The 19,608-nt window shown below is 72.9% G+C and carries 21 protein-coding genes; 13 read left to right on the forward strand and 8 right to left on the reverse strand.

What is annotated here, in order from left to right; translation table 11 throughout:
* The first annotated feature begins 66 nt into the window (after positions 1-66).
* Both mdoH and MOTC310_RS27870 read left to right on the forward strand, forming a co-directional pair.
* The gene (gene mdoH / locus MOTC310_RS27865) at positions 67-1,974 is read left to right on the forward strand and encodes a glucans biosynthesis glucosyltransferase MdoH (RefSeq protein WP_331304070.1); all 1,908 of its coding nucleotides are present in this window, start codon (positions 67-69) and stop codon (positions 1,972-1,974) included.
* 288 nt (positions 1,975-2,262) lie between these two features.
* The gene (locus MOTC310_RS27870) at positions 2,263-2,928 is read left to right on the forward strand and encodes a L,D-transpeptidase (RefSeq protein ID WP_132367052.1); all 666 of its coding nucleotides are present in this window, start codon (positions 2,263-2,265) and stop codon (positions 2,926-2,928) included.
* Positions 2,929-2,982: 54 nt separating this feature from the next.
* On the opposite strand, the gene MOTC310_RS27875 is transcribed toward MOTC310_RS27870, so the two are convergent.
* Positions 2,983-3,309 carry a cupin domain-containing protein gene (locus MOTC310_RS27875; RefSeq protein WP_132367053.1) on the reverse strand — a complete coding sequence of 109 codons (327 nt, stop codon included), beginning with the start codon at positions 3,307-3,309 and terminating at the stop codon, positions 2,983-2,985.
* 211 nt (positions 3,310-3,520) lie between these two features.
* Positions 3,521-3,943: a gamma-butyrobetaine hydroxylase family protein gene (locus MOTC310_RS27880; RefSeq protein ID WP_132367054.1), complete on the reverse strand. Its 423-nt coding sequence runs from the start codon at positions 3,941-3,943 to the stop codon at positions 3,521-3,523.
* Between the two features lie 81 nt (positions 3,944-4,024).
* Here MOTC310_RS27880 and moaA point away from each other — a divergent pair, with 81 nt between their 5' ends.
* Positions 4,025-5,077: a GTP 3',8-cyclase MoaA gene (gene moaA / locus MOTC310_RS27885; protein ID WP_331304071.1), complete on the forward strand. Its 1,053-nt coding sequence runs from the start codon at positions 4,025-4,027 to the stop codon at positions 5,075-5,077.
* Between the two features lie 106 nt (positions 5,078-5,183).
* On the opposite strand, the gene radA is transcribed toward moaA, so the two are convergent.
* Positions 5,184-6,620, reverse strand: coding sequence for a DNA repair protein RadA (gene radA / locus MOTC310_RS27890; protein ID WP_331304072.1), 1,437 nt, complete (start codon positions 6,618-6,620; stop codon positions 5,184-5,186).
* 46 nt (positions 6,621-6,666) lie between these two features.
* Positions 6,667-7,776, reverse strand: a complete 1,110-nt coding sequence (gene alr, locus MOTC310_RS27895) for an alanine racemase (RefSeq protein WP_331304073.1) — start codon at positions 7,774-7,776, stop codon at positions 6,667-6,669.
* Between the two features lie 253 nt (positions 7,777-8,029).
* Between alr and MOTC310_RS27900 the strand changes: the two genes are divergently transcribed.
* The 5 genes from MOTC310_RS27900 to MOTC310_RS27920 all read left to right on the forward strand — a co-directional run bounded on the left by MOTC310_RS27900 (position 8,030) and on the right by MOTC310_RS27920 (position 12,849).
* Entirely contained in the window at positions 8,030-8,638 is a 609-nt protein-coding gene (locus MOTC310_RS27900; RefSeq protein ID WP_266285714.1) for a CvpA family protein, read from the forward strand.
* Positions 8,639-8,769: 131 nt separating this feature from the next.
* Positions 8,770-10,239, forward strand: coding sequence for an amidophosphoribosyltransferase (purF, locus tag MOTC310_RS27905; protein ID WP_331304074.1), 1,470 nt, complete (start codon positions 8,770-8,772; stop codon positions 10,237-10,239).
* A gap of 75 nt (positions 10,240-10,314) precedes the next feature.
* A complete protein-coding gene (locus MOTC310_RS27910) occupies positions 10,315-11,064 on the forward strand; it encodes an SDR family NAD(P)-dependent oxidoreductase (protein ID WP_331304075.1) in 750 nt (249 codons plus the stop codon).
* Positions 11,065-11,261: 197 nt separating this feature from the next.
* Positions 11,262-11,672 carry a dihydrofolate reductase gene (locus MOTC310_RS27915; RefSeq protein WP_331294639.1) on the forward strand — a complete coding sequence of 137 codons (411 nt, stop codon included), beginning with the start codon at positions 11,262-11,264 and terminating at the stop codon, positions 11,670-11,672.
* Positions 11,673-11,730: 58 nt separating this feature from the next.
* The gene (locus MOTC310_RS27920) at positions 11,731-12,849 is read left to right on the forward strand and encodes a carboxylate-amine ligase (RefSeq protein ID WP_331304076.1); all 1,119 of its coding nucleotides are present in this window, start codon (positions 11,731-11,733) and stop codon (positions 12,847-12,849) included.
* 133 nt (positions 12,850-12,982) lie between these two features.
* Here the strand turns inward: MOTC310_RS27920 and der are convergent, their stop codons facing one another.
* From der to MOTC310_RS27935, 3 genes are all read right to left on the reverse strand, one after another.
* Positions 12,983-14,332 carry a ribosome biogenesis GTPase Der gene (gene der / locus MOTC310_RS27925; protein WP_331304077.1) on the reverse strand — a complete coding sequence of 450 codons (1,350 nt, stop codon included), beginning with the start codon at positions 14,330-14,332 and terminating at the stop codon, positions 12,983-12,985.
* A 30-nt stretch (positions 14,333-14,362) separates the two neighbouring features.
* The gene (locus MOTC310_RS27930) at positions 14,363-15,073 is read right to left on the reverse strand and encodes a tetratricopeptide repeat protein (RefSeq protein ID WP_331304078.1); all 711 of its coding nucleotides are present in this window, start codon (positions 15,071-15,073) and stop codon (positions 14,363-14,365) included.
* Positions 15,074-15,190: 117 nt separating this feature from the next.
* Complete coding sequence (locus tag MOTC310_RS27935) at positions 15,191-15,802, reverse strand: NnrU family protein (protein WP_331294643.1); 612 nt, start codon at positions 15,800-15,802, stop codon at positions 15,191-15,193.
* Positions 15,803-15,977: 175 nt separating this feature from the next.
* On the opposite strand from MOTC310_RS27935, the gene MOTC310_RS27940 reads away from it, so the two are divergent.
* Both MOTC310_RS27940 and MOTC310_RS27945 read left to right on the forward strand, forming a co-directional pair.
* Positions 15,978-17,150, forward strand: coding sequence for a hypothetical protein (locus MOTC310_RS27940; protein WP_331304132.1), 1,173 nt, complete (start codon positions 15,978-15,980; stop codon positions 17,148-17,150).
* Positions 17,151-17,203: 53 nt separating this feature from the next.
* A complete protein-coding gene (locus tag MOTC310_RS27945; protein WP_331304079.1) occupies positions 17,204-17,833 on the forward strand; it encodes an MSMEG_1061 family FMN-dependent PPOX-type flavoprotein in 630 nt (209 codons plus the stop codon).
* Here MOTC310_RS27945 and MOTC310_RS27950 read toward each other — a convergent pair.
* Entirely contained in the window at positions 17,827-18,048 is a 222-nt protein-coding gene (locus MOTC310_RS27950) for a hypothetical protein (protein WP_331294646.1), read from the reverse strand. The two genes, MOTC310_RS27945 and MOTC310_RS27950, sit on opposite strands and share 7 nt — an antisense overlap.
* Positions 18,049-18,185: 137 nt before the next feature.
* On the opposite strand from MOTC310_RS27950, the gene MOTC310_RS27955 reads away from it, so the two are divergent.
* The 3 genes from MOTC310_RS27955 to MOTC310_RS27965 form a co-directional block, all read left to right on the forward strand.
* Entirely contained in the window at positions 18,186-18,482 is a 297-nt protein-coding gene (locus MOTC310_RS27955; protein ID WP_331304080.1) for a hypothetical protein, read from the forward strand.
* A gap of 48 nt (positions 18,483-18,530) precedes the next feature.
* Positions 18,531-18,791: a hypothetical protein gene (locus MOTC310_RS27960; protein ID WP_331294648.1), complete on the forward strand. Its 261-nt coding sequence runs from the start codon at positions 18,531-18,533 to the stop codon at positions 18,789-18,791.
* An 80-nt stretch (positions 18,792-18,871) separates the two neighbouring features.
* Positions 18,872-19,608 (forward strand): lytic transglycosylase domain-containing protein (locus MOTC310_RS27965; RefSeq protein ID WP_331304081.1); only part of this gene is annotated, 737 nt, incomplete at its 3' end.

Here is a 19,608-nt window from a genome sequence, read left to right on the forward strand (position 1 = left end):
GTCATCGGTTCCCGGCCCCGGACGGCCGGGCGGCCGGCAGCCTTCCACGGTCGAGCTCCTCGCGCCATGTCGTCACGCGTCACCTCCTCCGCCGAGCGGTCGCACCGGAACGCGGCTCCCGCCATACCCGATCCGTCGGAGAGCGCATCCTGCCGCGAGGTCTGGACCGGCGCGCCGAGCGGCGCCCTGCGCGCCCGGCGCCTCGCCCTGACCATCCCGAGCGTCGCCACCGCCGGCGGCCTCGCGTGGCTCGCCGCGCTCGCCTACCCGGCGGGCGTCAGCCCGCTGGCCTGGGCGGTCCTGGTGCTGTTCGGCCTCGTGATGGGCTGGCAGGCCTTCGTCGCCTGCCAGTACGTCTACGGCTTCGTCGCTTCGCTCCTGGGCGACCGGGCGAAATCCGCGCTGGAGCGCCGCTCCGAGCAGGCGGGCGCCGTGCCGGCCGGGGCCGGACGGACCGCCGCCGTGGTGGCGATCCACGCCGAGGACGCGGTCGCGGTCTTCGCCCGCCTGCGGGTGATGGCCCGCTCGCTCGCCCGCGCCGAGGCACGGGGCATCGACATCTTCGTCCTCTCCGACACGCGCGACGGCGCGATCGCCGCCGTGGAGGAGCACGAATACGCCCGCATCCAGGCCTGGGCGGCGTCCGACCCGGCGCTGCCGCGGATCCGCTACCGGCGCCGGACCGAGAATGTCGGCCGCAAGGCCGGCAACATCGGCGAGTTCTGCCGCAGCTACGGCGGCGAGTACGCGTTCATGATCGTGCTGGACGCCGACAGCCTGATGACCGGCGCGGCCATGGGCCGGCTCGTCGGGCTGATGCAGGCGAGCCCCCGCACCGGCCTGATCCAGACCGTGTCGTACGCGGCCGGCCGGGACACGCTCTTCGCCCGCATCCAGCAATTCGCCGTCCGCCTCTACGCGCCGCTGGCCCTGCGCTGCCTGGAGACCTGGCAGGGCCCGGAGGGCAGCTACTGGGGCCACAACGCGATCCTGCGGGTCGAGGCCTTCGCGGAGAACGCGCAGCTCCCGAAGCTCCCGGGCCGGGAGCCGCTCGGCGGCGAGATCCTGTGCCACGACATCGTCGAGGGCGCGCTGATGGTGCGCGCCGGCTGGGAGGTGCGGCTGCTGCCCGAGATGGGCGGCACCTGGGAGGAGATGCCCACCAACCTCGTCGACCTGCTCGGCCGCGAGCGCCGCTGGTGCCAGGGCAACCTCCAGCACCTGCGGGTGCTGCCCTGGGCGGGGCTGCACGCGGCGAGCCGGTGGCACCTCCTCGTCGGCATCCTCTCGTACGGGGTGCTGCCGCTCTGGATCGCCTTCCTGGGCCTCGCCGCGTGGCAGGCCGCCCGGACCGGCGAACTCGGCCTCCTGGCCTACGGCCTGACCGGGCAGGGCGCCGCCGCCCACGCGCTCGCCGCCCTCAGCGTCGCCGTCCTGGCGCTGCCGAAGCTCCTGAGCCTCGGGCACGTCCTCGCCTCCGCGGAGCGCCGGGCGGCCTTCGGCGGCGCGCGGGCCCTGCTCGCCAGCGCGGCCCTGGAACAGGCGGTGTGGGTGGTCCTGTGGCCGGTCCTGACCCTGTTCACCGCCGGCGCCGTGGTGTCGACCTTCTTCGGCCGGGTGGTGCGCTGGGAGACGCAGGACCGCGACGACCGGCAGGTGTCCTGGGCGGAGGCCGTCCGGCTCCAGGCCGACGCCGTGGTGGTCGGCGCGCTGATGGTGTTCGCCCTGGTCCTGGTCGGGAGCCCGTGGCTCGCCCTCTGGCTGGCGCCGGTGGCCCTGGCGCTCCTCACGAGCCCGGCCCAGAGCGTATGGACCAGCCGGGCCGATCTCGGCCGCGCCGCCCGGGCGCGGGGCCTGTTCCTGAACGCCGACGACACCGCGCAGGCGCCGGAACTCGCCGAGCTCGCCCAGCTCCGCGGCCTGCCCGCCGCGCCGGTCCCGCTCCGCCCGGCCGGCGACGTGGCGCGCGCCTGATCCGCACCGTTCGGGGCGCCGCAGGCGGGCCCGGCCCCGGCGGGACGCGCGGGAGGCGCGGCGGCACGCCGTCGATGCCGGGATCCCAGGCGATCGCGCGGGGCCTTACGGCCAAGCTGCCACAGTGTTGCCATCGAGTCACGGGCGGGCGGAACCGCCCGGCCGGACCGGTTTCAGGCTTGGATTTGAGGCGCGAGCGTTTACCCCTTGGCGAGGATCGGCACGGCATCGTGCGCCGGTTATTCGCCGCGTTCCCGCCATATTCCGCGCCTGCCCCGAGAGGCTTTGATGCGTCGTTTTCTTCCCGCCCTGATCGGGCTTTTCGGCGCGGCCGCCTGCGCCGCGCCGGCTCTGGCCTACGAGATCGACCCGCTGACCCGCCAGCCGCTGAACGACGCGCTCACCGTGCGCGTGCGCCCGCAGGCCGTCGAGACCGTCGCGGTGCCGGTGGCCAACGCCGCCCTCAACGCCGCCGACCCGCTGAGCGCCGACGCCGCGGTGCCGCAGATGTCGGCGATCCCGCGCGAGGTCGTGGCGTATAACGGGCCCTACGGCGCCGGCACGATCGTGGTCTCCACGGCCGAGCGGCGGCTCTACTACGTGATGGGCGGCGGCCAGGCCCTGCGCTACGGCGTCGGCGTCGGCCGGCCGGGCTTCACCTGGGGCGGCGTGCAGACCATCACGATGAAGCGCGAGTGGCCGGATTGGCGTCCGCCGTCGACCATGCTGAAGCGCCGGCCCGACCTGCCGCGCTACATGAAGGGCGGTCTTGAGAACCCGCTCGGCGCCCGCGCCATGTATCTCGGCGGCTCGATCTACCGGATCCACGGCTCCAACGAGCCGGAGACGATCGGCACGGCGGTGTCGTCGGGCTGCATCCGCATGACCAACGACGACGTCATGGACCTGTACACCCGCGCCAAGGTCGGCACGCGGGTCGTCGTCCAGCGCTGATCGCCGTTCTGGGCTTGGACGGAAGGGCCGGCCGCGAGGCCGGCCCTTCCGCGTTCAGGTGCCCGGCAGGGTCACCAGCGCGTCCGGGCGCTTCACCTCGATCTCCACGAAGGCGATCGCGTGGTCGGACCCGTTCATCACGTCGTGCCGGATGCCGGCCGGGCGGGTGTAGGATTGGCCGGCCGCGAGCGCCGTCTCGCTCACATCCGCGCCGTCGTGGACGCGCAGGATCCCGTCCACCAGCATCACCACGAAATAGGGCCAGCCGTGCTCGTGCCAGCCGGTCACCGCGCCCGGCGGGAAGTCCCACCGGGTGATGCGCACGGTGGCGTCGTCCTGCTGGATCGTGGGTGTCGCGGGGATGGTGCAGGCGAAGGCCATGGTGGCTCCAGGGATGGGCGGGCGCAGATGCCCGCGTGACGTGATGCAAGCCTCCGGCCTTCTCCACGGCGCGGTTCGACACCCGGCCCCATCGCGAGCGCAGCGAAGCGAGCCAGGGACGCGCGACCTCTGAGATCGTGGCGCCGCTGGCTCGCTTCGCTCCGCTCGCAAGGACGGGGCGCGGAGCCAGAGTAAGATGGAGCGGCTGCCCTCAGTGGCAGCCGCACGAGCCCGACCCGCAGCCTCCGCCCTGCTTCACCGGGGCGGTGCGCGCGGTCTCACGGTCCAGGCCGCGCTCGGCGAGCTCGCTGAGATAGGTGGTCCACCGCGTCTCGTACTCGCGGCCCAGCGTGTGGAGATAGCCCCAGCCGTAGATGCCGGTGTCGTGCATGTCGTCGAAGCCGAGCTTGACCGCGTAGTTGCCGACCGGCTGCACGGCCAGGATCGCCACGGACCGCTTGCCGCCGATCACCTTCCGCTCCAGCGGCGAGTGACCCTGCACCTCGGCCGAGGGGCTCGACACCCGCAGGTACTCGGCCGGCAGGGCGTAGCGCGCGCCGTCCTCGAAGGCGACGTTGAGCACCCGCCGGTCGGACGACAGGCGAATCTCGGTCGGCCACAGATCCTCGGTCACGGGCCACACTCCTCACGCAATCTGGGGCTGCGGCGCGGGACCTGCTTGCCCGCGACCGCCGGTGGCATCATATGCCGGACGATGCTCGATGACAGCTCCCTGACGCCGCAGACATCCGCGGTCGGCGCGCCCGCCGGGCCCGCGCCGCTGATCGACCCGTTCCAGCGGGCGATCTCGTACCTGCGCATCTCGGTGACGGATCGCTGCGACCTGCGCTGCGCCTACTGCATGTCCGAGCACATGGAGTTCCTGCCCAAGCGCGACCTGCTGACCCTGGAGGAGCTGGACCGGCTCTGCGGCGTGTTCATCGCCCGGGGCGTGCGCAAGCTCCGGATCACCGGCGGCGAGCCGCTCGTGCGCCGCGACATCATGCACCTGTTCCGCCGGCTCTCGCGCCATCTCGATTCGGGGGCGCTGGAGGAGCTGACTCTCACCACCAACGGCACGCAGCTCACGCGCTACGCCGACGAGCTGGCGGACCTCGGCGTGCGCCGGATCAACGTCTCGCTCGACACCCTCGACCCGGACAAGTTCCGGGAGATCACCCGCCGCGGCGACCTCAAGGTGGTGCTCGACGGGATCGCGGCGGCGCGGGCCGCCGGGATGAAGGTCAAGATCAACGCCGTGGCGCTCCGCGACGTCAACGCCGACGAGATCCCCAGCATGATCGCCTGGGCCCACGGCCTCGGCATGGACATGACGCTGATCGAGGTCATGCCGCTCGGCGAGATCGAGGCGGACCGGACCGACCAGTTCCTGCCCCTGTCGGTGGCCCGGCAGCGTCTGGAGGCCCGCTACACCCTGACCCCGCTGCCCGACCGCACCGGCGGCCCGGCGCGCTACGTGCGCGTCGAGGAGACCGGCGGGAAGCTCGGCTTCATCACGCCGCTGACCCACAATTTCTGCGAGAGCTGCAACCGCGTCCGCCTGACCTGCACGGGTCAGCTCTACATGTGCCTGGGCCAGGAGGATTCGGCCGACCTGCGCGCGGTCCTGCGCGCCTCCCAGGACGACGCCGTGCTGGCCGCGGCCGTGGTCGAGGCGATCACCCGCAAGCCCAAGGGCCACGACTTCGTCATCGAGCGCCAGCGCCCGGCCGCCGTGCCGCGGCACATGAGCGTGACGGGGGGGTAGCCCTGCCGACTTTGCGAGCGAGAGCGAAGCAACCCAGGGCAGCGGCCCCTTCCCGAACGTGGCGCATCCCCGGGTTGCTTCGCTCCGCTCGCAAGGACGGGGGCGCTCACATCTCCTCGTCGGCGTAGCGCGCCTGCTGCCGCCCCCGCTGGCCCGAGCCCCGCCGCGGCGCTCCGGCGCTGATGCCCGCCACCAGGTCGGCGATGTGGCGCAGCGTCTCCACCGCGAGCGCCTTCTCGCCCTCGCCGCGCCCTTGCGGGATCAGCGCCTTAGCGAAGCCGAGCTTCTGGGCCTCCTTCAGCCTCGACCCGGCCTGCGCCACGGGCCGGATCGCCCCCGACAGGCCGATCTCGCCGAAATACACCGTCTCGGGCGGCAGCACCGCGCCCGAGAGCGACGAGACCAGGGCGGCCGCCACCGCGAGGTCGGCCGCCGGCTCGGTGATGCGCAGGCCCCCGGCGACGTTCAGGTAGACGTCGTGGCTCCCGAGCCGGATGCCGCCGTGGGCCTCCAGCACGGCGAGCACCATCGACAGCCGGTTCGGGTCCCAGCCGACCACGGCCCGCCGGGGCATGCCGAGGGAGGAGGGCGCCACCAGCGCCTGGATCTCCACCAGCAGCGGCCGCGTCCCCTCCATGCCGGCGAAGACCGCCGTGCCGGCCGCCTGATGGTCGCGGCCCGCCAGGAACAGGGCGGAGGGGTTCGGCACCTCGCTCAGGCCCGCGTCGGTCATCTCGAACACGCCGATCTCGTCGGTGGGCCCGAACCGGTTCTTCACGGCGCGCAGGATGCGGAAATGGTGGCCCTGGTCGCCCTCGAAGGAGGCGACCGCGTCGACCATGTGCTCCACGACCCGGGGGCCGGCGATCTGCCCGTCCTTGGTGACGTGGCCGACCAGGATCACCGCCGTGCCGGTGGTCTTGGCGAAGCGGATCAGCGCCTGCGCGGAGGAGCGCACCTGGGTCACCGTGCCGGGAGCCGATTCCACCGTCTCGGTCCACATGGTCTGGATCGAGTCGATGATCGCCAGCGCGGGCGGCCGGCCCTGGCTCAGGGTCTCGACGATGTCCTCGACGTTGGTCTCGGCGGCGAGCTGGACCGGTCGCGTGCTCAGGCCCAGCCGCTCGGCGCGCAGGCGCACCTGCCCGACCGCCTCCTCGCCCGAGATGTAGGCGACCCGCTCGCCCGTGCCCGCCATGGCCGCGGAGGCCTGCATCAGCAGGGTCGACTTGCCGATGCCGGGATCGCCGCCGAGCAGGATCACCGAGCCGCGCACGAAGCCGCCGCCGGTCACCCGGTCGAGCTCGCCGATCCCCGAGGGGATGCGCGGCGCCTCCTTGGCCTCGCCGGTCAGGCCCTCGAGGGGGAAGACCCGGCCCCGGTTGCGCGACGGCCTCGTCGCGGCCGGGCCCGCTTGGCCGGGGGCGGAGGGCGCCTCCTCGACGATCGTGTTCCAGCCGTTGCAGGCCTCGCAGCGCCCGCGCCAGCGGTTGTAGACCGCCCCGCAGGACTGGCAGACGAAGGTCTGGTGGATCTTGGCCATTCGAGTCCGCGCGCCGGCCGTCCGGCCTTCCGGTCAGGAGAGGGAGCTACCCTATATAGGTTCGAACATAACGAGAACCCAATCCCGTGAGGATCTCGTAGCCGATCGTGCCGGCGGCGCGACCGACCGTGTCGACGTCGAGGCTGTCGCCGATCAGCACCGCGGCGGCGCCGCGCCGGGCCGCGGGCGCCGCCGTGACGTCGAGGATGATCAGGTCCATGGAGACGGAGCCCAGGATCGGGCACGGAACGCCCCCGACCAGCGCTTGGCCGCGCCCGCTGATCGCCCGGGGAAGGCCGTCGGCGTAGCCGAGGGACAGAGTCGCCAGGCGGCTGGGCTCGGTGGCGGTCCAGCGGCCGTTATAGCCCGCGGTGGCGCCGGCCTCGACGCCGCGGACCTGCGCGATCGTCGCCTCCAGACGCACCACCGGGCGCATCGGGTTCGCGGCGCCCGGCGTGGGGTTGCCGCCGAACAGGGCGTAGCCCGGCCGCAGCAGGTCGTGCCAGGCCCCGTCGAGGAAGATTCCCGACGAGTTCGCCAGCGACGCCCGGAGCCCGGGATAGGCCGCCCGGACCCGGGCGAAATCGGCGATCTGCCGGGTGTTCACCGGGTCCTCCGGCGTCTCGGCGCTGACGAAGTGGCTGAGGAGCAGGTCGATCCCGGCCTCCGCGATCCTTGCGTCCCCGGCGAGGTCCAGCGCCTCGGGCACCGACAGGCCGAGCCGGTTCATGCCGGTATCGACGTGGAGCGCCGCGGGCGGCCGGTCCCCCGCGAACGCCGCCCAGTCCGACAGCTCCTCAACGCTGCCGAGCACCGGGCGCAGACCGTGGGCCGCGAAGGCCGCCGCGGCGCCCGAGGGCAGGCCGTTCAGAACGTAGATCGCGGCCTCCGGCAGGGCGGCCCGGGCGGCGACGCCCTCGGACAGGTGCGCGACGAAGAAGGTTCGGCAGCCGGCGGCCCACAGGGCCGGCCCGACGCGGCCGACGCCGCAGCCGTAGGCGTCGGCCTTCACCACCGCGGCGCAGTCGGCGCCCGCGCCGCGGGCCGCAAGGACCCGCCAGTTGGCCGCGATCGCCCCGAGGTCGATCGTCAGCCGGGCGCCGTGGGCGCCGATCTCCGTCACAGGTCCGGTCTCGGCCACGCAGACCGCCTCCATCTGTTCGCCACCGGAGTCTCGGAAGCACAGGCCGGACCCATAGCATCGGGACGGCGCCCGGGTGCAGCGGGGGCTGTCGTTAACACCGGACGCGCCCCGGCGCGCGGCGCGGCTGATGCACGGACGGCACAGCCGCGCGATCAGGCGGGCGCGCCAGGGTGACGGCCGAGGTCGGGCTTGGTATAAATCGACCGCGGTCCGGGGGAGCCGCACGGCCGACGCGCTATCCCCGCGGGTACCAAAAAGCATAACGATGCCGTTTACCGTCCTGGATCTCGCCGTGCTCGGCATCGTCGCGGTCTCCGCGCTGCTCGCGGCCGTGCGTGGTGTGACCCGCGAGGTCCTGGCGATCGTCGCCTGGGTGGCGGCCGCCGCCGTCGCGTGGACGCTCCACCCCATGCTGCTGCCGACCGTGAAGCAGCACGTGAACAGCGACACCGTGGCGCTCGTCGCCTCGATCGCGGCGATCTTCCTCGGCACCCTGATCATCGTGTCGATCATCACGGTGAAGATCTCCGACGTCGTGCTCGACTCCCGGATCGGCGCCGTCGACCGCTCCCTCGGCTTCCTGTTCGGCGCGGCCCGCGGCTTCCTGATCTGCGTGATCGGCTGGGTGTTCCTGTCCTGGCTGGTGCAGGGCAAGGTGCCGGACTGGGCCGCCCAGGCCCGCACGCGCCCGATGCTGGAGAAGTCCGGCGACGCCCTGGTGGCGCAGCTGCCCGAGAATCCTGAGGGCTTCCTCAAGCAGTTCAAGAAGCCAAAGACCGGCGCGCCGCCCAACGAGTCCGCCGACGCTCCGGCCGAGACCGACGCGGCGCCGCAGCGCCGGACCGAGACCGCGCCGACCCCGACGCGACGCTGATCTGCGGTATTCGCCGTAGGTCTCGTCGCGCGGAACGCCTAGATAGCGGTTCCGGTGATGTACGGATTGCTTCCGCGACGACCGGCGCGCCGGCCCGTCGCCGCCGGGATCTGTGAGTGATCGACAGCCCCATGTCACACGCCGCCGCCTCCACCGACTCCTTCGACCTCGACGGCGACACGCTCCGCGAGGAGTGCGGCGTCTTCGGCATCTTCGGCCATCCGGACGCCTCCGCGATCGTGGCGCTGGGCCTGCACGCCCTGCAGCACCGGGGCCAGGAGGCGGCCGGCATCGTCTCCTTCGACGGCTCGGTGTTCCACTCCGAGCGCCGCCCCGGCCTCGTGGGCGATTCCTTCTCGGACGGCGACACGATCGCCCGCCTCAAGGGCCGCGCCGCCATCGGCCACGTGCGCTACTCGACCACCGGCGGGACGATCCTGCGCAACGTCCAGCCGCTCTTCGCGGAGCTCGCCAGCGGCGGCCTCGCCGTCGCCCATAACGGCAACCTGACCAACGCCCTCTCGATCCGCCGCGACCTCGTGCGCGACGGCGCGATCACCCAGTCGACCTCCGACACCGAGGTGATCCTGCACCTCGCGGCCCGCTCGCGGAAGCCGCGGATCATCGAGCGCTTCATCGACGCCCTGCAGGCGATCCAGGGCGCCTACGCGATCGTGGCGCTCACCAACAAGAAGCTGATCGGCGCCCGCGACCCGCTGGGCATCCGCCCGCTGGTGCTGGGCGAGCTCGACGGCCGCTACATGCTGGCCTCCGAGACCTGCGCGCTCGACATCATCGGCGCCCGCTTCGTGCGCGACATCGAGAACGGCGAGATCGTGGTCATCTCCGAGGAGGGGATCGAGTCGATCCGCTTCGCCGACGCCGTTCCGATGCGGCCCTGCATCTTCGAGTACATCTACTTCGCCCGGCCGGACTCGGTCGTGAACGGCAAGAGCGTCTACGCGGTGCGCAAGGCGATCGGCCGCGAGCTGGCCCGCGAGGCCGCGGCGCCGGCCGACATCGTCGTGCCGGTGCCGGATTCCGGCGTTCCGGCGGCGCTCGGCTTCGCGCAGGAGACCGGGATCCCGTTCGAGATGGGGATCATCCGCAACCACTACGTCGGCCGGACCTTCATCCAGCCGACCCAGTCGGTGCGCGAGCTCGGCGTGCGGATGAAGCACTCGGCCAACCGCGCGGCGATCGAGGGCAAGAGCATCGTCCTCGTGGACGACAGCCTCGTGCGCGGCACGACCTCGGTGAAGATCGTCCGGATGATGCGCGAGGCCGGCGCCGCGGAGGTGCATTTCCGCATCGCCTCGCCGCCGATCACCTACCCGGACTTCTACGGGATCGACACGCCCGAGCGGGAGAAGCTGCTCGCCGCGACCCACGATCTCGAGGCGATGCGCAAGTATATCGGCGCCGATTCGCTGGCCTTCCTGTCCATCCCCGGCCTCTACCGGGCGATGGGCGAGGAGGCGCGGAACGCGGCCTGCCCGCAATACACCGACCACTGCTTCACGGGCGACTACCCGACCGGCCTGACCGACCTGTCCATCGCCGGCCCGAAGCGCTTCGCCATGCTGGCCGAGGCCGACTGACAGGATCTGGGGGTTCCGCGCGAACGGGCATCCATCGGAGATCCCCTACGCGCGGAAATGCGCTAGGTCCTGCGCATGGCTGAGTCTCAGAGACCCCTCGAAGGCCGCGTCGCGGTCGTCACCGGCGCATCCCGCGGCATCGGTCGCGCCGCCGCCCTGGCGCTCGCCGGTGCTGGCGCCCACGTGATCGCGGTGGCGCGCACGGTCGGCGCCCTGGAGGAGCTGGACGACGCGATCCGCGCCGCCGGCTCCAGCGCCACCCTCGTCCCCTTCGATCTTGCCGATTACGACGCCATCGACCGGCTCGGCGCGGCGATCAACGAGCGCTGGAAGCGGCTCGACATCCTCGTCGGCAATGCCGGTATTCTCGGCGCGCTCATGCCGATCGGCCACATCACCCCGAAGATCTGGGGGCAGGTGATGGACGTGAACGTCACCGCCAACTGGCGCCTGATCCGCTCGCTGGACCCGCTGCTGCGCATGTCGGATGCCGGCCGGGCGATCTTCGTTTCCTCCGGGGCATCGTCGAAGTGCCGGCCCTATTGGGGGCCGTACTCGGTTTCGAAGGCCGCGCTCGAGGCGCTGGTGCGCACCTACGCGGCCGAGAACGAGACCACCTCCATCAAGGCGATGCTGCTCAACCCGGGGCCCCTCCGCACCGGGATGCGCCGCTCGGCGATGCCGGGCGAGGATCCCGAGACGCTGCGGACGCCCGAGGACCTCGCACCGCATTTCGTGCGGCTCGCCGCCCCGGACTGGACCGAGACCGGCAAGCTCTACGACTTCCCCACCGATCGGGTGCTGAGTTTCCGCGCACCCGAATGACGGGATCGGTGGTTGCTTGATCGGGTCGTCCCACCCACCACCTCATCCTGAGGTGCCGGAGCGAAGCGGAGGCCTCGAAGGAGGGCTCCAGAAGTCTCCGGCTCTCTGGAGCTCTCCTTCGAGGCCCGCTGGCGCGGGCACCTCAGGATGAGGGATTGGGCGGGACAGACCAATTTCCTTTCACTGAGTTGTTTCCCATGATCGACGTCCGCTGCATCTGCGCGATCGGCCTGCGGGGCCAGCTCGGCCTCAACGGCCACCTGCCCTGGGAGGGCAACACCGACCCGCTCTTCGTGGAGGACGTGACGCGCTTCTTCGCCCTGACCATGGGCCACGTGCTGATCGCCGGGCCGAAGACGGTGGCCTCGGTGCCCGAATTTGCCTTCAAGGACCGCACGATCGACGTGATCCGCAGCCACGAGGATCCCGAGGCGGTGCTCAAGCGCTATCCCGGGCGGCGGATCTTCGTCGGCGGCGGGATCGCGGTGTGGAACGTCTACGCGCAGTACATCCAGCACTGGGACATCACGCGTCTGCCCTACGACGGCGAGGCGGACCGCTGGTTCGACCCGGCCTGGCTGGTGGGCGGGCCGCTGCGGACGCCCTGAGCGGCACCTTCCTGCGGGCCGGCGCGTTGGCGCACGCGTCGCGTTTCCGGAGACCACGATGAGCGCCCCCAGCTACCGCTTCGGCATCGAGGAGGAGTACTTCCTGGCCGATGCCGAGACCCGCGGGACGCCGCGGGGCGACCTCGCCGCCTTCCACGCGCGGGTGAAGGCGGAGCTGCCCGAGACGGGGCGCGAGCTGGTCGCCGCGCAGGTCGAGGTCTGCACCCCGCCGCTCACCGACGCCGCGGCGGCTCGCGACAATCTCGGCGGCCAGCGGGCGCAGCTCGCCGGGATCGCCGCGGAGAACGGCCTGCGGCTGCTGGCCTGCGGCACCCATCCCCTGGCGCGCTGGTCGCGCCAGACCGCCACCGACGGCGCGCGCTACAAGGGCATCCTGTCGGATGTCGGCATCGCGGCGCGGCGGGCCCTGATCTGCGGCATGCACGTCCACGTCGAGGTGCCGGACCCCGAGGCCCGCGTCGACCTGATGAACCGGCTGCTGCCGTTCCAGCCGCTGCTGCTCGCGCTCTCGGCCTCCTCGCCGTTCTGGCAGGGCGAGGCGACGGGCCTGCGGGCCTACCGGCTCAGCGTGTTCGGCGAACTCCCCCGCACCGGCCTGCCGGAGATCTTCGCCGACGCCGCCGCCCACGCGCGGTTCGTCGCCATCATGACCCGCGCGGGGGCCATCGCGGACGCGAGCTTCCTGTGGTGGTCGCTGCGTCCCTCGATCAAGTTCCCGACCCTGGAGCTGCGCATCGCCGATGCCTGCACGCGCCTCGACGATTCGCTGTGCATCGCCGCCCTGTTCCGATGCCTCGTGCGCCGGTGCGCGCGCCGGCCGGACCTCCATGCCGGTCTCGACGGCGTCTCGCGGGCGCTGGCCTCGGAGAATCTCTGGCGCGCCCAGCACAGCGGCGTCGCCGCGTCCCTGATCGACGAGGCGCGCGGCGAGGCCGTGCCGTTCGCGGAGGCGCTGGAGGCGATGCTCACGCTGATCGCGGAGGACGCGGACGCGCTCGGCTGCGCGGCGGACGTGGCCCGTGCCCGGGCGATCGTGGCCGAGGGGACCAGCGCGGACGGGCAGATCGCGGCCTACGAGGGCGCGCTCGCCGCCGGGCAGGACGAGCGCGCCGCGCTGGCGGCCGCGGTGGACTGGATCGCCGACGCCGCGCGCTGAGGTCTGCCGCACCCGCGCCGTCATCACGAGCGCAGCGACGTGACCCAGGCTTGGCGCGACATCCGTGAACGTAGCGCTGCCTGGGCTGCTTCGCTCCGCTCGCGATGACGGCGCGGTTCGCCCGGAGGTTGGATCAGCCCTTGTCGAACGGGTTCTGCGAGGTCCGCAGGGACAGGCGGATCGGCGTGCCCGGCAGGTCGAACGCCTCGCGCAGGCCGTTCACGAGGTAGCGCGTGTAGGATTTCGGCAGGGCGTTGAGCTGGTTGCCGAACAGCGCGAAGTGCGGCGGCCGGCTCTTCACCTGGGTGGCGTAGCGGATCTTGATCCGCCGGCCCGACACCGCCGGAGGCGGGTTGCGCGAGGTCGCCTCGTTCAGCCAGTCGTTGATGCGCGACGTGGAGATGCGCCGGTCCCAGACCTCGGCGGCCTGCACCACCGCCTGCATCAGCTTGTCGACGCCGTCGCCGGCGAGGCCGGACAGCGGCACGACAGCGACGCCGCGCACCTGCGGCAGCAGCCGGGTGCAATCCTCCCGCAGCTGCTTGAGCAGGCCCGGCTGGTCGGCGACCAGGTCCCACTTGTTGAGGCCGATCACCAGGGCGCGGCCCTCGCTCTCGACGAGGTCGACGATGGTGAGGTCCTGCTTCTCGAACGGGATCGTCGCGTCGAGGAGCACCACCACCACCTCGGCGAAGCGCACGGCGCGCAACCCGTCCGAGACCGCGAGCTTCTCCAGCTTGTCGTCGATCCGGGCGCGGCGGCGCATCCCGGCCGTGTCGTGCAGCTTGATGCGGCGCCCGCGCCACTCCCAGTCCAGCGAGATCGAGTCGCGGGTGATGCCGGCCTCGGGGCCGACGAGCAGCCTCTCCTCGCCGAGCATCCGGTTGATCAGCGTCGACTTGCCGGCATTCGGGCGGCCGACGATCGCGACCTTCAGGGCGCGGCCGCCGGGGGCGTCGTCGTCCGCGTCCTCGTCGTCGTCGCGCTGGGGCAGGGCGCCCTTGAGCGCCTCGTGCAGCTCGCCCAGGCCCTCGCCGTGCTCGGCCGAGAACGGGATCGGGTCGCCGAGCCCGAGGGTGAAGGCCTCGTAGGCCCCGGCGAGGCCGGCGCCGCCCTCGGCCTTGTTGGCGATCAGGATCACTGGGCAGCCGGCGCGGCGCACCAGCTCGGCGAAGGGCTGGTCGGCCGGCAGCACGCCGGCGCGGGCGTCGATCACGAACAGCACCACGTCGGCGGCGAGGATCGCCGCCTCGGTCTGCATCCGCATCCGGCCCGTGAGGGTCTTCTCGTCGGCCTCCTCGAGGCCGGCGGTGTCGATCACCCGGAACTGGAGGCCGCCGAACGCGACGTCGCCCTCGCGCCGGTCGCGCGTCACGCCCGGGCGGTCGTCGACCAGCGCGAGCTTCTTGCCCACGAGGCGGTTGAACAGGGTCGACTTGCCGACGTTCGGCCTCCCGACGATCGCGACGGTCGGCATATCCATGGTGGTTCTCGAAACAGTCCGGACGAAAAATCAGCGCGTGATCGGCGGGGGCGGCGCGGCGGGCTCCGGCTTGGCCGCGGTCACCGTCACGGGACCGCCCGCGACGATCGCCGCGTAGACCTCGATCCGCTCGCGCAGGTTCCGCGGGGTGTCGGGGTCGGCCACGATCTGGTCGAACCAGCGGCTGGCCTCCTCGTAATCACCCTTCTTCAGGGCGGCGAGGCCCAGCATCTCGCGGGCGGTGTGGCGGAACGGCGTGCCGGCGGCCAGGCCCTGGAGGTTGGCGAGCGCCGGATCCGGGTTCTGCCCGTCGAGGCGTAGCAGCGCGGCGCGCAGGCGCGCCAGGTCCCGCAGGCCGTCGCCGAGGCCGGTATCGTCGGCGAGCTTGTCGAACTCCGCCGCGCCCGCCGCCGGGTCGTGCTTGCCGGTCTCGGCCGCCGCCCGGAACCGGGCGAGGAGGCGGTACCCCGCCGGGCCCTGCGCCTCCAGGGTCTCGAACGCCTTGTCGGCCTCCGCGACCTTGCCGTCCTTGGCGAGGCGGTTGGCGTCGTCGAACTGCACCGAGGCGACCTCGGCCGCGGCGCGCTGCTGGGCCTGCCAGTAGCGCCAGCCCGCGACACCCGCCACCACGAGCACGGCGAGCGCGATGATCACGCCGCTGTAGCGCTTCCAGATCTGGAGGATCCGGTCGCGGCGGTAATCCTCGTCGACCTCGCGAAGAAACTCGTTGTTCTCGGCCATTCTATCCCGGCCCGCATGATTTCAGCGGACCACCTCGTCTCGTTCGGGCCCCGCGCCTAACACACGGGCGGCGGGTTGGCGACAGGTCATGTCCCGGACCGCGTCCCCGGCGCCGGCTCAGGCCGCGCTGCCCGGCCAGACCGGCACGCCGATCACCGGATAGTGCAGGTAGCGGGCGAACACGAACCACGCGGCCGTCCCGATCACCAGGGCCAGGACGTCGTTGCGCCATCCCAGCGGGGCCGCCGCCGGACCGCCGTGCTGGGCCGCGACCGCCCCCGGGGCGAGATTTCGGCGCTTGGCGCTGATCCGGGCGGTCACCGCCCAGGCGAGGAAGCCGCCGAACAGCAGCATCGAGCCGAGATCGCCGTTGGCGAGGAGGTGCGCCGTCGCCCAGATCTTCACGGCGAGCAGCATCGGGTGCTTGGCCTTGGCGCGGATGTGGCCCGGCAGGTAGGCGGCCGCGAGGCACACGAAGGCGGCCCAGACCAGGGTCAGGGCGAGGTGGCGCGTCCAGACCGGCGGGTCCCAGACCGGGATGTAGCCGGCGAGCCGGTAATCGTGGAAGCCGATCCCGATCAGCACGAGCCCGAGCAGCGACAGGGCGGTGTAGCCGAGCTTGTAGCGGCCCTCGCCGATCCGGCCGACGATCGCGGCGCGGCGGGTGCGGGCCATCGAGAAGGCGTGGGTGCCGAGGAACAGCACCAGCCCGAGGATCAGGAGAACCATGGATGACTTTCGGTCGGGCCGCGCGGCCGGTCGGCGGCAAGCACTCTGTAACGGTTCTCAAGCGAATCTCCGCCTGTTTGTCCAGGCGTGGCCGGGACGCAGCCGGATGGCGACCATGGGCTGGGCGAACGGGAGAGCCGGACGGATGCGCGCCGCGTTGCGCTCCGGATCCGGGATGGTGGCGCAGCGGATTCTGCTGACGCTCCTTCCGCTCCTTCCGCACGCCGCCGCGGCCGCCCCCGAGCCGCCGCTCTCGGCCCTGACCGTGGTCGGGCCACCCGCGCTCGTCTTCAAGGCAGGCCGCGACGCCTGCGACAGGGCCGACGTGCCCGACGCGCCGGCGCGCGCCTTCCGGGACGCGTCGGGCGCGGTGGCGCTCTACGGGATGCACTACCGCAACCGGGCGCTGCGCGGCCCCGATCTCGGCCACCTCAAGCTCGACTGCGCGGTGGTTCTCGACTCGGGCGAGAAATCCGATCCCGCGGCCTACGACGACCGGTCCTGGATCACCGCCACCTGGACCGAGGACGGGACCCGGGTGGCCGCGCTCCTCCACCACGAGTACCAGGCCAACGAGCATCCCGGCCGCTGCCCGGCGGCCAGCTACATGGCCTGCTGGTACAACACGATCACGGCCGCCGCCTCGACGGATGGCGGCCGCAGCTTCCGGCGGCAGAGCCCGCCCGTGGTGGTCGCCGGCGCGCCGTTCCGGCAGGAGGTCGACCAGGGCCGCCACCGCGGCTTCTTCAACCCCTCGAACATCGTGGCCGACGGGACGTGGCGGTACGTCCTCGCCTCGACCACCGGCTGGACCCGGCCGGGCAGCGATCAGGAGGCGGGGGTCTGCCTGTTCCGCAGCGACGACCCGGCCGATCCGACCCGCTGGCGGGCCTGGACCGGCACCGGCTTCACCGCGGCCTTCCCGGATCCCTACCGCGCCGTCCGCCCGAACACGGCGACCTGCCGGCCGGTCGGGCCGTTCCCGGGTCCGGTCGGGGCCGTCGTCCGGCACCGCGGCACGGGCGCCTGGATCGCCGTGTTCATGGCCAAAGCGGGGGATGGCTTCGCCCGGTCGGGCTTCTACTGGACGGCCTCCCGTGACCTGATCGCCTGGGACAGCCCGCGCCTGCTCCTCGAGGGCGCCACGCTCTACGACGATCCCTGCACGGCGACGGCGCCGCTCCTCGCCTACCCGTCGCTGCTCGACCCGGACGCGCGTGGGCGCAATTTCGACGATGTCGGAGACCGGGCGCTGCTGACATACGCAAGCCTGCGCACGGAGGGCTGCACGATCACCTCCGACCGGGACCTGCTGCGGCGCCCGGTGGCGATCCGCGTCTGGCCCTGATCCCGCTTGACCGGCGCGCCCCCGCCGCGCCAGTCAGGGTCAGAGAGGTTCGCATGGACGCGCCAGCCGAGACCCCGCCGATTCGCGACGCCGCGGGCCTGCGCGCGCAGTTCGGTCCCGTGGGCCCGCTCGCCGCCCGCAAGGTGCTCGACCGGATCGACGATTACGGCCGCCGCTTCATCGCGCTGTCGCCGTTCCTCGTGGTGGCGAGCGCGGACGGGGCCGGCAACGCCGATGCCAGCCCGCGGGGCGACGCGCCGGGCTTCGTCGCCGTCGCGGATCCCCGCACCTTGGTGATCCCGGACCGGCGCGGCAACAACCGCGTCGACACGTTCCAGAACCTGTTCGAGGCGTCCGGCGTCGGGCTGATCTTCCTCGTGCCGGGGATCGACGAGACCTTCCGGGTGAACGGCACCGCCGCGCTGACGCGGGATCCCGCGCTGCTCGAACCCCTGCGCGCCCAGGGCAAGGTGCCGGCCGCGGGCCTCGTGGTTCGGGTGCGGGAGGCGTTCTTCCACTGCGGCAAGGCGATGATCCGCTCCCGGCTGTGGGATCCGGCGCAGCACGTCGCGCGCGACACCTTCCCGAGCCTCGGCCGCATCCTGTCCGATCAGACCGCGGCCGCCGACGTGGCGGAGGCCGAGGCGACGATCGCGGAGGGCTACCGGACGCGGCTCTACTGAGCGGGCCGGCCGAGCGCCGCCGCGTAGGACGGGCCGGCCCCGACGGAGCGCCCCGGGACGCCGATCCGCTGGCACAGCACGGTGCCGAGGGTCACGCTCAGCATCAGCGCGGTCGCCGAGAGCATCACCGTGGTCGCCCGGGCATAGGCGCGGCCGGCATGGATCAGCAGGCAGCCGAACGCGAAGATCGCGACGGCCTGGAACAGGTGCTGCACGGGCGACGTCCTCTCTGGCGGCGGACGCGCGGTCCGGGCCGGCCGGGATCGAGCGCCATCGTCTCCGGACGGCGTGAAAACGCGGTTAACGTCGGGTATAGCTGTCCCGGACGTGGACCGGTCGGAGGGTATCCCGCATGGCGCATTCGAGGGTTCCGGAGGCGGAGATCCGCGCGGCCGGGACGCCGTCTCACCCGTCCCGCGACACCGCGATCCTGGGTTCGGGCGCCGTCGGCGCGGGGACGATCGGGGCGTCGGCCCTGGGCGCGCTGGCTCTCGGGGCCGCGGCCCTCGGCGTCGTGGCGGTCGGCGCCTTCGCGATCGGCCGCCTCTCGGTGGGCCGCGCCCGGGTCGGCGCCCTGGAGGTCGGTTCGCTGGAGATCGACACGCTCACGGTGCGCGCGCTGCGGATGCCGGGCCGCGACGGCGGCTGAGCCGCGGCGCCGGGGATCGGCGCCGGGCGGAATGCGAGGAGGGGAGCGATGACCGATCGGAAACCGCCCTTCCGGCCCACGGAGGCCGTCGATACCCTCGGTGAGGTCGAGGGCGACTTCGTCCTGCCGCTCTGCCTGCCGGGGGCCAACCTGCTGATTGGCGAGGACCTCGCCATGCTGGTTCTCGACACGATCCACGGGCAGCGGGTCGGCCTGCCCCTCAGCCCGCAGGGCGCGGCCGACCTCCACGCGGTGCTGGGCGAGGCCCTGCGCCTGCTGCAGGCGCGGGACCGCGGGCCGGTTCAGTAGCGGGCGGGTGCCCGCGGCGGCGAAAGGCTTCGTTGAGGCGGTCGGGATAGACAGGCCCCGGACCCTTCCCGTGGCGGCCGATGCGCGCTCCGTTGCTCCTCCTGCTGCTGACCTGCGCCGCCTCGGCGCAGGCCCGGCCCGCCACCTTCCTGGCGGTGCACGCCGTCGGCATGGCGTCGCTGCCGCCGCTCCCGCCGGCTGCCGCGCCCGCACCGGTCGCCGCCGATGCGCGGACCCGCTTCCTGCCGCTCATCGCCCGTGAGGCCGCCGGCACCGGCCTGCCCCTCGCGGTGGCCGACGCCGTCGCGCGGATCGAGAGCGGCTACGATCCCACCGTGGTCGGCAGCGTCGGCGAGGTCGGGCTGATGCAGGTCCGTCCGACCACCGCGGCGATGCTCGGCTTCCGCGGCACCGTCGCCGAACTGGCCTCGCCGGAGATCAACGTCCGCTACGGCGTGCGCTACCTCGCCGAGGCCTGGCGCCGGGCCGACGGAGACCTGTGCCGCGCCCTGATGAAGTACCGGGCGGGGCACGGCGCGGAGGCGATGTCGCCCCTGTCGCAGCTCTACTGCGCCCGCGCCCAGGCGATCCTCGCCGACCCGGAGGCGCGCGTCGTCCGGGTGAGTGCCCGCGCGACCGCCCCGGCCCGCCTCGCCGAGCGGCCCACGGGACCGGTGCACCGGACGCGCGCGGCCGCCATCCCGGCCAAGCCGCTCTCGTTCTGGGAGGCGCACCGGGCGCGGATCGCCCGGCTCAATGCCGCCGTCGTGTCGCGCTGGCGCGCCCGCGGCTGGTCGGCCGCGCCCGAGGCGTCGTC

The organism is Methylobacterium oryzae (assembly GCF_036441375.1).
In the GTDB taxonomy this organism is placed as follows: domain Bacteria; phylum Pseudomonadota; class Alphaproteobacteria; order Rhizobiales; family Beijerinckiaceae; genus Methylobacterium; species Methylobacterium oryzae_A.

Bases quoted from the DNA above. Each gene is read 5' to 3' on its own strand.
- MOTC310_RS27945 (WP_331304079.1), top strand. From the start codon at position 17,204: ATGGACGCGCCAGCCGAGACCCCGCCGATTCGCGACGCCGCGGGCCTG.
- MOTC310_RS27915 (WP_331294639.1), top strand. From the start codon at position 11,262: ATGATCGACGTCCGCTGCATCTGCGCGATCGGCCTGCGGGGCCAGCTC.
- MOTC310_RS27930 (WP_331304078.1), bottom strand. From the start codon at position 15,073: ATGGCCGAGAACAACGAGTTTCTTCGCGAGGTCGACGAGGATTACCGC.
- mdoH (WP_331304070.1), top strand. From the start codon at position 67: ATGTCGTCACGCGTCACCTCCTCCGCCGAGCGGTCGCACCGGAACGCG.
- MOTC310_RS27910 (WP_331304075.1), top strand. From the start codon at position 10,315: ATGGCTGAGTCTCAGAGACCCCTCGAAGGCCGCGTCGCGGTCGTCACC.
- der (WP_331304077.1), bottom strand. From the start codon at position 14,332: ATGGATATGCCGACCGTCGCGATCGTCGGGAGGCCGAACGTCGGCAAG.
- radA (WP_331304072.1), bottom strand. From the start codon at position 6,620: ATGGCCAAGATCCACCAGACCTTCGTCTGCCAGTCCTGCGGGGCGGTC.
- MOTC310_RS27935 (WP_331294643.1), bottom strand. From the start codon at position 15,802: ATGGTTCTCCTGATCCTCGGGCTGGTGCTGTTCCTCGGCACCCACGCC.
- MOTC310_RS27955 (WP_331304080.1), top strand. From the start codon at position 18,186: ATGGCGCATTCGAGGGTTCCGGAGGCGGAGATCCGCGCGGCCGGGACG.
- purF (WP_331304074.1), top strand. From the start codon at position 8,770: ATGTCACACGCCGCCGCCTCCACCGACTCCTTCGACCTCGACGGCGAC.
- moaA (WP_331304071.1), top strand. From the start codon at position 4,025: ATGCTCGATGACAGCTCCCTGACGCCGCAGACATCCGCGGTCGGCGCG.
- MOTC310_RS27920 (WP_331304076.1), top strand. From the start codon at position 11,731: ATGAGCGCCCCCAGCTACCGCTTCGGCATCGAGGAGGAGTACTTCCTG.
- MOTC310_RS27875 (WP_132367053.1), bottom strand. From the start codon at position 3,309: ATGGCCTTCGCCTGCACCATCCCCGCGACACCCACGATCCAGCAGGAC.
- MOTC310_RS27960 (WP_331294648.1), top strand. From the start codon at position 18,531: ATGACCGATCGGAAACCGCCCTTCCGGCCCACGGAGGCCGTCGATACC.
- MOTC310_RS27900 (WP_266285714.1), top strand. From the start codon at position 8,030: ATGCCGTTTACCGTCCTGGATCTCGCCGTGCTCGGCATCGTCGCGGTC.
- MOTC310_RS27940 (WP_331304132.1), top strand. From the start codon at position 15,978: ATGGTGGCGCAGCGGATTCTGCTGACGCTCCTTCCGCTCCTTCCGCAC.
- alr (WP_331304073.1), bottom strand. From the start codon at position 7,776: ATGGAGGCGGTCTGCGTGGCCGAGACCGGACCTGTGACGGAGATCGGC.
- MOTC310_RS27870 (WP_132367052.1), top strand. From the start codon at position 2,263: ATGCGTCGTTTTCTTCCCGCCCTGATCGGGCTTTTCGGCGCGGCCGCC.